The organism is Synechocystis salina LEGE 00031, from assembly GCF_015207985.1.
GTDB classification, from domain to species: Bacteria; Cyanobacteriota; Cyanobacteriia; order Cyanobacteriales; family Microcystaceae; genus Synechocystis; species Synechocystis salina.
In genome coordinates this window covers 58047-69850 of record NZ_JADEVV010000015.1, presented here as the reverse complement: position 1 = coordinate 69850, position 11804 = coordinate 58047, and the positions used below count along the sequence as shown (strand labels likewise).

At 49.9% G+C, this 11804-nt stretch carries 12 protein-coding genes and 2 pseudogenes; 12 read left to right on the top strand and 2 right to left on the bottom strand.

All coding sequences use genetic code 11. From position 1 onward, the window contains the following. Together IQ217_RS07225 and IQ217_RS07220 are read left to right on the top strand one after the other, a co-directional pair. Positions 1-203: pseudogene (locus tag IQ217_RS07225) on the top strand (hypothetical protein); the annotation flags it as partial. A 50-nt stretch (positions 204-253) separates the two neighbouring features. Further along, complete coding sequence (locus IQ217_RS07220; RefSeq protein ID WP_194019423.1) at positions 254-694, top strand: YraN family protein; 441 nt, start codon at positions 254-256, stop codon at positions 692-694. On the opposite strand, the gene IQ217_RS07215 is transcribed toward IQ217_RS07220, so the two are convergent. Both IQ217_RS07215 and folE read right to left on the bottom strand, forming a co-directional pair. Next, on the bottom strand, positions 691-1938 hold the full coding sequence (locus tag IQ217_RS07215) for a competence/damage-inducible protein A (RefSeq protein WP_194019422.1): 1248 nt from the start codon (positions 1936-1938) through the stop codon (positions 691-693). The genes IQ217_RS07220 and IQ217_RS07215 overlap by 4 nt on opposite strands. 212 nt (positions 1939-2150) lie before the next feature. Then, positions 2151-2855, bottom strand: coding sequence for a GTP cyclohydrolase I FolE (gene folE, locus IQ217_RS07210; protein WP_190596973.1), 705 nt, complete (start codon positions 2853-2855; stop codon positions 2151-2153). 324 nt (positions 2856-3179) lie between these two features. Between folE and pyrR the strand changes: the two genes are divergently transcribed. The 10 genes and pseudogenes from pyrR to IQ217_RS07160 all read left to right on the top strand — a co-directional run. Beyond that, complete coding sequence (gene pyrR, locus IQ217_RS07205) at positions 3180-3716, top strand: bifunctional pyr operon transcriptional regulator/uracil phosphoribosyltransferase PyrR (protein WP_190596971.1); 537 nt, start codon at positions 3180-3182, stop codon at positions 3714-3716. A 12-nt stretch (positions 3717-3728) separates the two neighbouring features. After that, a complete protein-coding gene (locus IQ217_RS07200) occupies positions 3729-4157 on the top strand; it encodes a hypothetical protein (RefSeq protein ID WP_194019421.1) in 429 nt (142 codons plus the stop codon). Between the two features lie 118 nt (positions 4158-4275). Next, positions 4276-7521, top strand: a complete 3246-nt coding sequence (gene carB, locus IQ217_RS07195; protein ID WP_190596968.1) for a carbamoyl-phosphate synthase large subunit — start codon at positions 4276-4278, stop codon at positions 7519-7521. Positions 7522-7602: 81 nt separating this feature from the next. Further along, positions 7603-8073 (top strand): DUF29 domain-containing protein, encoded by a 471-nt coding sequence (locus IQ217_RS07190; RefSeq protein WP_194019420.1) that lies wholly within the window; start codon positions 7603-7605, stop codon positions 8071-8073. A 147-nt stretch (positions 8074-8220) separates the two neighbouring features. Further along, complete coding sequence (locus tag IQ217_RS07185; RefSeq protein WP_228016690.1) at positions 8221-8853, top strand: DUF3177 family protein; 633 nt, start codon at positions 8221-8223, stop codon at positions 8851-8853. Between the two features lie 115 nt (positions 8854-8968). Continuing rightward, positions 8969-10270 (top strand): glutamate-5-semialdehyde dehydrogenase, encoded by a 1302-nt coding sequence (gene proA / locus IQ217_RS07180; RefSeq protein ID WP_194019419.1) that lies wholly within the window; start codon positions 8969-8971, stop codon positions 10268-10270. 125 nt (positions 10271-10395) lie between these two features. Then, complete coding sequence (gene urtE / locus IQ217_RS07175) at positions 10396-11097, top strand: urea ABC transporter ATP-binding subunit UrtE (protein WP_020862100.1); 702 nt, start codon at positions 10396-10398, stop codon at positions 11095-11097. A 94-nt stretch (positions 11098-11191) separates the two neighbouring features. Continuing rightward, complete coding sequence (locus IQ217_RS07170) at positions 11192-11368, top strand: hypothetical protein (RefSeq protein WP_190596961.1); 177 nt, start codon at positions 11192-11194, stop codon at positions 11366-11368. Further along, positions 11358-11678 (top strand): type II toxin-antitoxin system PemK/MazF family toxin, encoded by a 321-nt coding sequence (locus tag IQ217_RS19470; RefSeq protein WP_194019418.1) that lies wholly within the window; start codon positions 11358-11360, stop codon positions 11676-11678. The genes IQ217_RS07170 and IQ217_RS19470 overlap by 11 nt, the downstream gene beginning before the upstream one ends. 20 nt (positions 11679-11698) lie before the next feature. Beyond that, positions 11699-11797, top strand: a pseudogene (locus IQ217_RS07160) (ABC transporter ATP-binding protein); the annotation flags it as partial. Positions 11798-11804 lie beyond the last annotated feature (7 nt).

Genomic DNA, 11804 nt, shown 5'->3' with positions numbered 1-11804 from the left:
CCCCTACGGTTAGCCCAGCCCCCAGCCCTAGCCAACCCTCTTTGCCAAAAACGAAGGGAGAGATGTTACTACAACAAAATCAGGCTCCATCTATCGTGCCGCCCCAACCCAATGGTGATGCTGGGGCAATGGAGACGGAAACCCAGAGCCAAGCTCCTAGCTCCAACAATGGTATGCCTGGCCCCATCCAGTCCAAGAAGTAGGCGTAATAAACAAGCCACGGGAGAAAGCAATCACAATTAGCTAGGCAGTGATGGTGGACTTAGGACAAGCAGGGGAAAGTTTGGTGGCGGCTTGGCTGGAACAACAGGGGGCAAAAATTTTGCAGCAACGCTGGCGATCGCCGTGGGGGGAAATTGATCTGATTGCCCATTTTCCGGCAACAATGATGCTGGCCTTTGTGGAGGTAAAAACCCGTAGCAGCGGCAATTGGGACCAGGGCGGCTTACTGGCGGTTAATGGCCGCAAACAGGAAAAACTCTGGCAAACGGCCAACCATTTCCTTGCCAGTCGGCCCCAGTGGGCTGATTTGAACTGTCGCTTTGACGTGGCGATCGTTTTTTGCTTGGGTGATAATAATCCAACAAGTCACAAGGAAGAGCTACCAAGCAGTTTTAAACAGGGGCAGACCATTATTTACCATGGTTATCGTCTCCGGTTGGAGCAATATTTAACCAATGCTTTTGGGGGTTAACTTTGCAAACGTCGCCTTAGATAATCCAAAGCCTGGCAAGCGCTCAAGTATCTGATCCATTCCCGACCCCGGCGATCGCCAAATTGCAACAGAATATGACTAGTGTGACCGGCGGGATCCGCTAGGCCAACGTACACAGTGCCGACGGGTTTTTGCTCTGTACCACCACCGGGCCCAGCAATGCCAGTAACCCCAATACCCCAATCGGTGCCCAGCCTTTCCTTCACCCCCAGGGCCATAGCCTCCGCTGTAGCCTCACCGACGGCTCCACAATGTTCAATAATTTCCGGATCCACCCCGAGCAGTTTAATTTTCACCTGGTTATCGTAGGCAATGACTCCGCCCCAAAAGTAGTCAGAACTGCCGGGTTGGTCGGTCAACAGAGCACCTAAGCCACCACCAGTACAGGACTCCGCCACCGCCACCGTTTCTCCCCGTTGCCGTAGTAGAGTTCCCACCACCGACGCGATGGTATCTTCATCCTCACCGAAATAATCTAAACCGGCGATCGCCTTAATTTGATCCACCACCGGATCGATAATTTCCCGGGCCAGGGCCTCGGAGGACGCAGCAGAGGAAACCCTCAAACGCACCTCCCCTTTACCTGCGTAGGGAGCCACGGTGGGATTGGTCAAATTGAAAAAATCCGTTACTTTCTCCGCCAGGGACGATTCCCCAATGCCCCGAAAGCGCAGTACTCGGCTGTAAATACTAGTTTGTCCCCAGCCCTGACTTTTGAGGTAGGGCACCGCTACCTCCTGCCACATCTGGTGCATTTCCGAAGGGACTCCAGGGAAAGTCAAAATTAACAAGTCCGGTTGGGGATGCCAAATCATGCCGGGGGCCGTTCCCGTTTCGTTGGCCAATACCTCTGCCCCCACTGGCAATAAGGCCTGCTTGCGATTATTAGCTGCCATGGGTCGCCCCGTCTGGGCAAATTTTGCCTCAATGTCGGCGATGACGGCAGCGCTTTCCTGCAAGGTCGTCTGATAAAAATCTGCGATAGTTTCCGTCGTTAGATCGTCCGGGGTCGGCCCCAAGCCCCCAGTGAAAATGAGAATTTGAGCTCGTTTCTGAGCAATGGCGATCGCCTGTTTGATGCGCTCTGGGTTATCCCCTACCACCGTTTGGAAATAGTGGGGAATGCCAAGGCGGGCCAATTCCTGAGCCAGGTATTGACTGTTGCTATTGAGGATTTCCCCTAGCAATAATTCGGTGCCAACGCAGATAATTTCAGCTGCCATGGAATAAGCCTGTCAACAAGTTAACGTCAATGCCGCCCTGCCATGTCCAAAAACTGCCTAGGGGATAGGCCAGATTGGATTAATTGGAGTAAATTTGAGTGTTTTTATTCAGCGAGGGAATGCTTTAGCAGCCTTAAATTTATGTCCCACTCCCCCCACTAAAAATCCGGCAATGTCTGACCAAATTTAGTGGGGCTTCCCCCCTGGAAAAATTAATAGAAATTGGGTTGATGACGAATCAAATTTAAAAACTCTTCCCGGGTTTTTTGCTCATCTTGGAAAGAACCGATCATGGCACTGGTAACTGTCCAGGAACCTGGTTTTTGAACACCACGCATCACCATACACATGTGGGTTGCTTCCATCACCACCGCTACCCCCCGGGGATCGAGAATTTCCTGTACCGCCTCGGCGATCTGCCTGGTGAGGCGCTCCTGCACCTGCAAACGACGGGAAAACATTTCCACAATGCGAGCTAACTTGCTGAGACCCACTACTTTTTGATTGGGAATATAGGCCAGGTGAGCCTTACCCATAAAAGGCAACATGTGGTGTTCACACAAACTGAAAAAGTCAATGTCCCGAACCAAAACCATTTCATTATGGCCTTCGTCAAAAATAGCGCCATTAACCAATTTTTCTAAGGATTGGTCATAGCCTTGGGTCAAAAACTGCATTGCTTCCGCCACCCGCTTGGGGGTTTTTAGCAGGCCTTCCCGTTCCGGATCTTCTCCCACCGACTCCAGCATGATGCGCACGGCATCCATCATTTTTTCTTTATTCAACTCAACATTTTCGGTGTGGTATTTCACCTCTTGCCCATTGTGGGTATTACGGTCAGGTAAGGAGGAAACTTGATTCACTAATTTGCCGGTGTTCATGCCGTTATTGATGGGATGGGAAGAAGCAATGGTCACAATAAATTGGAGGTTATGGGTGTATTTGTTAGCCCTAATGCCCCAAGCGCCTTGATTGTATCGAATGATGCAGTCTCTAAAATTGTATCCGTAAAAGACCTCCGCACCGTCGATGGGTCGTAATCAGAGCCGGACTAGGCACGTCTCTGGAGGCGGATCCCTGGGAGCAGTAGCAAAAAGATTAGGATTTCATTAAGAAATGTAACAATGAGTCTCCCAAATCATACCATGCCCCCACCGCCCGGGGGGTCAACATTGATGACTTTGCCCTGTTACAGTGTCAATGGCAGGATGACTTTTTTTCATTGGTGTAGGTGATGGTCCATGGCGACACAGATCATTGAGATTCTTTCCCCGGAGGAAATCCGGCGTACCCTGACCCGTTTGGCTTCCCAAGTAATTGAGAAAAATGGTGACCTGTCGGAGTTAGTGTTACTGGGTATCTACACCAGGGGCGTTCCCCTTGCCCATCAGTTAGCTCAGCAAATTGAAATGTTGGAGCAGGTTAAGGTCCCCGTCGGGGCGATCGATGTTACCCTTTACCGGGACGATTTAAAACGGATTAAAACCCGTACTCCCGCCAAAACAAAGATTCCCCTCAGTTTAACGGGCAAAAGGGTGGTGTTGGTGGATGACGTGATTTATAAAGGTCGCACTATCCGGGCGGCCCTTAATGCGGTAACGGAGTACGGTCGTCCCCAAGTGATTCGTTTGTTGACCTTGGTGGACCGGGGCCATCGGGAGTTGCCCATCCATCCCGATTTTGTTGGTAAAACCCTGCCCACAGCGGCGGAGGAACAGGTGAAAGTGTATCTACAGGACCCAGACGGCCGCGACACAGTGGAATTGATTAAGGGTTAAGTGTAAGCAGAGATGGAAGTTTTTTGGGTGATTGGGCTGCGTTCCTGTTTGCGGCTTTTCGGTGCGTTTTGGATTTTTGGTGGTTTTTTGACCCTACAGGCGGCCAGGGAGTCTTTATTCCTAGATCGCGCCCTGGAGGCGATCGCCATGGAGAAACAGGACCGGTTACTGAGTTATTTTCTATTGTTGGGCGGTCTTTTCACCCTGACTACGGGAATGGGGTTGGTTTTAGCCAGTCGCTTGGTTTTTATCCCTTTAACCCTGTCCATTATTTCTCAGTTGGTTTACTTTGGGCTGCAAAAACGCCGCTTTAGTCGGGCCAAAACGACGGAAGAAAGGGAAGATGCCCAGGTACAACCGGCCACTGTTAATGCTTTTAAGACTTCTTGCCTGGTGGCGATCGCCTGCGGCATTGGTTGGATGGTGGGGTCGCTTAAATAGGGTCAAGGCCGGGATTTTTGGTCAATAAATCCGGATATGGGAGCGGGTTCCGATCGCCGATAAAGCCTATACAATGATTGGGATCGAAATCCCCATCACGTCTCGGACAGTTTTACCTATGCCACGCCGCAACGACTTAAACAAAATTATGATTTTGGGGGCTGGCCCCATTGTTATTGGTCAAGCTTGCGAATTTGACTATTCGGGCACCCAAGCATGTAAGGCGTTAAAGGAAGAAGGCTACGAGGTGGTGTTGGTCAACTCCAACCCGGCGTCGATTATGACTGACCCGGAATTAGCCCACCGCACCTACATTGAGCCGCTGATCCCGGAGATTGTGGAAAAAATTATTGCCAAAGAAAGACCGGATGCGGTGTTACCGACCATGGGGGGACAAACGGCGTTGAATTTGGCCGTCTCCCTATCCAAATCCGGGGTGTTGGAAAAATATGGGGTGGAATTAATCGGTGCTAAGTTGCCGGCGATCGAAATGGCGGAGGACCGGGATTTATTCAAACAGGCCATGGCCCGCATTGGGGTGCCGGTCTGTCCCTCTGGCATTGTCAACAACATGGATGATGCCCGGCGCATCGCCGCAGAAATTGGTTCCTACCCCTTAATTATTCGCCCCGCTTTCACCCTAGGAGGCACCGGGGGGGGCATTGCCTACAACCAGGAAGAGTATGAAGAAATGGCCCAGTTTGGCCTGGACCAATCCCCCATGTCCCAAATTTTGGTGGAAAAATCCCTGCTGGGTTGGAAGGAATACGAGCTGGAGGTGATGCGGGATTTGGCCGATAACGTGGTCATCATCTGTTCCATTGAAAACTTTGATCCCATGGGGGTCCACACGGGGGACTCGATCACCGTGGCTCCAGCCCAGACTTTAACTGATAAGGAGTATCAACGACTGCGGGACTATTCCATTGCCATCATTCGGGAAATTGGCGTGGAAACGGGGGGATCGAATATTCAGTTTTCCGTTAACCCAGCCAATGGAGATGTGATTGTGATTGAAATGAATCCCCGGGTGTCCCGCTCTTCAGCCCTGGCTTCCAAGGCTACTGGGTTTCCCATTGCCAAATTTGCGGCCAAGTTGGCGGTGGGCTACACCCTCAACGAAATTTCCAACGACATTACTAAGAAGACCCCGGCTTCCTTTGAACCCACCATTGATTACGTTGTTACCAAAATTCCCCGTTTTGCCTTTGAAAAATTCCCCGGCTCCGAACCGATTCTCACCACCCAAATGAAATCCGTTGGGGAAGCGATGGCGATCGGACGTACCTTCCAAGAGTCTTTCCAAAAGGCTTTACGTTCCCTGGAAACAGGACGATTTGGCTTTGGTTGCGATCGCCATGAGACTTTGCCCACCCTTTCCCATCTCCGTTCCCAGTTGCGGACTCCCAACCCAGATCGGGTCTTTTCTTTGCACCATGCCTTGAACCTGGGTATGACCGTGGAGGAAATCCATGAGCTAACGGCGATCGACCTCTGGTTCCTGGACAAACTGGAGGACTTGGTCAAAACGGAAAAATATATGAAACAACGGGGTTTAAAAGACCTCACCGCTGCCGATCTGCGCTACATCAAACAACAGGGCTTTGGTGATCGCCAGATAGCCTTTGCCACCAAAACCACCGAAGACGAAGTGCGGGCCTACCGTAAATCCCTGGGCATCACCCCCGTATATAAAGTGGTAGACACCTGTGCGGCGGAATTTGAAGCCTTTACTCCCTACTACTATTCCACCTACGAGCCGGAGGAATGCGAAGTGCTGCCCTCCGACAAGCCCAAAGTAATGATCCTTGGTGGTGGCCCCAACCGCATTGGCCAAGGGATTGAATTTGACTACTGCTGTTGCCATGCCGCCTTTTCCCTTAGTGATGCGGGCTACGAAACCATCATGGTTAACTCCAACCCTGAAACCGTTTCCACCGACTACGACACGAGCGATCGCCTCTATTTTGAACCGCTCACCAAGGAAGATGTTTTAAATATCATCGAAGCAGAAAATCCGGCGGGTATCATTATCCAATTTGGCGGCCAAACTCCCCTCAAACTGGCGGTGCCCCTCCAGCAATATCTCCATAGCCCCGATTGCCCAGTGCAGACCAAAATCTGGGGCACTTCCCCCGACTCCATCGATACGGCCGAAGACCGGGAGCGTTTTGAAAAAATTCTCCACGAGTTGAATATCAACCAACCACCCAACGGCATTGCTCGGGATTACGAAGAGTCCAGAGTAGTGGCCAACCGCATTAGTTATCCCGTCGTAGTGCGGCCCTCCTATGTGCTAGGGGGACGAGCCATGGAAATTGTCTATTCCGACGAAGAATTGGAACGGTACATGACCTATGCGGTGCAAATTGAGCCGGATCATCCCATTTTGATTGACAAATTTTTAGAAAATGCCATCGAAGTGGACGTGGACTCCCTCACCGACAAAACCGGCAAAGTGGTCATTGGCAGCATCATGGAGCACATTGAAGAAGCTGGTATCCACTCCGGGGACTCCGCCTGTTCCATTCCCTACACCAGCCTTTCCGAGGGGGTACTAGCCACCATTCGCCAGTGGACCGAACAATTGGCAAGAGCTTTAAAAGTGGTGGGTTTGATGAACATTCAATACGCTGTGCAAGGGGAACAGGTTTATATCCTGGAAGCTAATCCCCGGGCATCTCGCACTGTGCCCTATGTAAGTAAAGCCACCGGCCGTCCCCTGGCTAAAATTGCTTCGCTGGTGATGTCTGGCAAAACCCTAGAAGAACTGGGGGTAACGGAGGAATTTATTCCCCAGCACGTAGCCGTTAAGGAAGCGGTGCTCCCCTTCAGTAAATTCCCTGGGGCAGACACTTTGTTGGGGCCAGAAATGCGTTCCACCGGGGAAGTGATGGGTATTGACAGCGACTTTGGCAAAGCCTTTGCTAAGGCCGAGTTGGGAGCGGGGGTAATTTTAGCTACCACCGGAACGGTATTTGTGTCCATGAGCGATCGCACCAAAGAGGCGGCTGTGCCCGTGGTTAAAGACTTAATGGATCTAGGCTTTAAAGTGGTGGCCACGGCCGGTACCCAAAAAGTTTTGCAACAGCATGGCATTGAAGGGGTAGAAGTGGTGCTCAAACTCCATGAAGGTCGCCCCCACGTCATCGACTGGATTAAAAACGGCCAAATCCAATTTATTATCAACACCCCCAGCGGTGAGGAATCCCAGTTAGATGGCCGCACCATTCGCCGGGCCGCACTGGATTATAAGTTGCCCATTATCACCACGATCGCCGGCGGAAAAGCCACCGTGGCCGCCCTCCGCAGTCTGCAGGACCACCCCCTTGATGTGAAGGCATTGCAGGATTATCTGGGCTAATTTGTTAAGTTAAATAGGATGGGCTCAATCAACGAACCAGTTTATTTAACTTATTTCTGAATACAGTAAAAAGGTAGAGCAATGTCTTTAACCGCCGTAGCCAAAAGCCTCTATGAAGAAGATTATCTCCTTTGGTTAGAAACGACCTTGGATCAGCTTAAATTACGCCAAGTTGAGCAAATAGACTGGGATAATTTAGTAGAGGAAATCGAAGGTTTGGGCATTCAGCTACGCCATAAAGTTGATAGCTATCTGCGACAGTTGCTAATTCATCTACTCCTCTATCGCTATTGGACAACAGAACGGGAAAATTCCGGTCGGGGCTGGCGTGGTGAAATCGGTAACTTCAGAGATGAATTGGAGAACCTGTTAGAGTCAAAAACTCTTTACAATTTTTTTCTCACCCGCATTGATTTGATGTATCTCAAAGCAAGAAGACGAGCCATCGACAAAACAGGGTTAGCAGCCCAGATTTTTCCTGAAAATTGCCCGTTTTCAGTGGCGGAATTATTGGATCCAGATTTTTACCCCGACGCAGCAACTACCGACTGAATAAACCACATCTAAATGCCTTACGGTGTTTTTTCTTTGGGTTACGAGTCGCTAGGTGCGGAAATTTTTCCCAGATTGAATGAATGAAGATTAATGTCTAAAAATTTGGTAGCCTAGCAAAGCTGGGGGTTCACATTTTAGTAGGCGTTGCCCCTTAGTTTTGTCAAATTTTTCGATGGTGTTATGGAAGTAGACGGCATTTGGTTGCGGTTAATCTGGTTGGACTATCGCTTGGCGGTCATCGTTTCTGTGTTTATCCCCCTGGTGCTGGTCATTTGGTCAGCCTTTAAACGGGTAGATGCCATCAATCGTTTGCTAATCATCTATTGGCGGGTGGCCAGCCTGTTGATGGTAACGGTCTATCTCCTGATTCCCGGCTGGTCCTTGGCTTTCTTCACTGGTTTTGCTGCCCGTTGTCTAATTCCGGTTAGTTTGTGGTTTTGGGTGGACCTTAATGACGAAATCAAGGATTTACCCCCTTCCCCTTTGAAATTGGCCACCACCACTTGGCGTTGGGGCATCACTATTTTTTCCTGCTTTGCCATCTTGGTAAATATTCCTTTCCTTTCCTGTGGGCTGAATGGCATTGGTGGAGCGGAAAGTTTCTGTCAGGTTTGGCTCCAGCCGCCCCTACATTACAAGGCTTGGTTCCACGCCAATTCCAACACTGGTTTCCTTGGCTTTTTGGGCATTATTGGCCTAGTGGCCTATGTGATTTATTTCCTCTCTTTCCTGGTTTTTCGTCTGGGTCGTCAAGGGCGATCGGCTCTGGATCATTAAGGCCATTGCCCCGGTTAAAGCCGTGAATATTTTCTTCTGGGCTTTGCTTTTAGCTCCCCACGGTTGCCCCGTCCTGAAAAATAACTAAAGTAACTGCATCGTTAACGTCTAACCCATGGTTATTTCCCCTAGCGTTTCTGCCCTCCCTACCCTGGCCCACAATGCCCGCCAAGCGGCCCTCTATTTGGGCACCCTCAGCACCGCCGAACGGAATCGGGCGATCGCCGCCATAGCTGATGGTCTAACGGCCGCCATGCCAGAAATTTTGGCTGCCAATCAGGAAGATTGTGCCGCGGCGGAAGCCATGGGCATTGCTAAACCCCTTTATAACCGCCTGCTGTTGGGGGAAAGTAAGCTCAAAAGCACCATTGCCGGGGTGAAAGATGTGGAGCATTTACCCGATCCGTTGGGCCAAGTTACCCTCCATCGACAATTGGATGAGGGTTTGGTGTTAAAACGGGTTGGTTGTCCCCTGGGGGTGTTGGGGGTGATTTTTGAGGCGCGCCCGGAGGCCCTGATCCAAATCAGTAGTTTGGCCATTAAATCCGGCAACGCAGTCATTCTCAAAGGAGGTCGGGAAGCCACCCGTTCCTGCCAAGTTTTAACCGAAGTTATTCAAACCGCTTTGGCTAAGACTGCAGTCAAACCAGAGGCGGTTAACTTGCTCACCACCAGGGAAGAAATTCGGGGCCTGTTGGCCCTAAACCAGTATGTGGATTTGATTATTCCCCGGGGTTCCAACGAATTTGTCCAATATATTCAACAAAATACCCAAATTCCTGTGTTAGGCCACGCCGATGGCATTTGTCACCTTTATCTGGATGCCCAGGCTGATTTGGCGAAGGCCATTGCTGTAACAGTGGATGCCAAAACCCAATATCCCGCCGCCTGCAATGCCATTGAAACCCTTTTAGTCCACCAGGCGATCGCCGCTGAATTTTTACCGCCTTTGGCCCAGGCCCTAAAGGAAAAAGGAGTTAGTCTACGGGGAGATGGTGAAACGCAAAAACTAATTGATTGTGAACCTGCCACCGAAGTGGATTGGCGCACCGAGTACAGTGATTTGATCCTCGCCATCAAAATTGTGGATTCCCTCGAAGCGGCGATCGATCACATTAACCAGTACGGTTCCAAGCACACCGATGGCATTATCAGCGAAGATTTGGCCGTAGCAGAACAGTTTTGTCAGCGGGTAGACGCCGCCGGGGTTTACCACAATTGTAGTACCCGTTTTGCCGACGGTTTCCGCTACGGATTTGGGGCGGAGGTGGGCATCAGCACCCAGAAAATGCCTCCCCGGGGCCCGGTGGGTTTGGAGGGTTTAGTCACCTATAAATATCAACTGTGGGGCCATGGTCAGATTGCCGCCACCTATACTGGCCAGGGGGCCAAAGCTTTTACTCACCTTGACCTTTAGTCACACCCCATTGTCCTGGTTCCAGCCCATGGGAGGGAATAATTAACAAAGGTTGACGGGACGTTTGAACATTCTGGGTAGCTATGTTATCCTTTCCCCCATTCTTGGCTAATTGGATCGTCCCCATGCTACAAATTTCCGACCTGAATGTGTATTACGGAGAAAGTCATATTTTACGTAATGTGGACATGTCCATCGCTCCGGGGCAGATGGTGTGTTTGATCGGACGCAACGGGGTTGGTAAAACCACTCTACTTAAAACCATTATGGGACTGCTTTCCCCCCGCAGTGGTTATGTGGTTTATGGCGATCGCCAGTTGAATTCTGTGCCGACGGATAAACGGGCCCGTTTAGGCATTGGTTATGTGCCCCAGGGCCGGGAAATTATTCCCCGCTTGACAGTGCAGGAGAATTTACTGCTGGGATTGGAAGCCTGTGCGGATAAAAGTCAACGACAAAAAGGCATTCCCGACGAAATTTTCGAGCTTTTTCCTGTGCTCAAAACCATGCTTTCCCGCTGGGGTGGGGACTTGAGTGGTGGTCAGCAACAACAATTGGCGATCGCCAGGGCCTTGATGGGTCAGCCCAAACTATTGCTATTGGATGAACCGACGGAGGGCATTCAACCATCCATCATTCTGGAAATTGAAGCGGCGGTGAAACGGATTATTGCAGCCACAGGCATTTCCGTTCTTTTGGTGGAACAGCATTTACACTTTGTCCGCCAGGCTGATCGTTACTATGCCATGCAAAAGGGAGGCATTGTAGCTTCCGGGGAAACCCAAACCTTGAGTCAGGAGGTTATCCAAAAATTCTTGGCTGTTTGATTGTATTTTCCAACCTATTTTGGGGAGGGGAAATGACACAGATCACTTTAATTCCGGTGCTAAGCTGAGAAAGCAGTGAATGGTGCAGACAATTATGGATTCTCTAACAGAAATATTGGAAATTAAACTACAAAAATGGCAACCAGACATAGCCACCCAAGTTCGAGAGAAAATCAGAGAAATAATTGAACTAGCCGATCAAGATGCCCTAGATATTCTTCGCTCCCGAGCAATCGAACAAGAGGTATTAGATTTACTCGATGAATCCTAAACCGGGTGACGTTTGGCTTGTTGACTTAGGCATAGCCGCAAAGACTCGTCCCGTTGTTGTGGTATCTCGTTATGATACAAATCCTCCACGAGCTTTAATTATCTATGTTCCACTAACCACCCAATATCGACACAGTCAGTATGAAGTTTCTTTACCAAAACTAAGCTTTCTGAAACAAGACTCTTTTGCGAACACTCAGGGCTTAGGATCTATTCCAAGGACAAGACTAGATCGGAAATTGGGTGAATTATCAAGTGAGACCTTACAAAAGACAAGACAAGCGATAATTTTTGCGTTGGGTTTGGAGTAATAATCAAGGACTTGATCAGCGCAGATCGTTACTATGCCATGCAAAAGGGAGGCATTGTGGCTTCCAGGGAAACCCAAACCTTGAGTCAGGAAGTTATCCAAAAATTTTTGGCGGTTTAAGATTTCC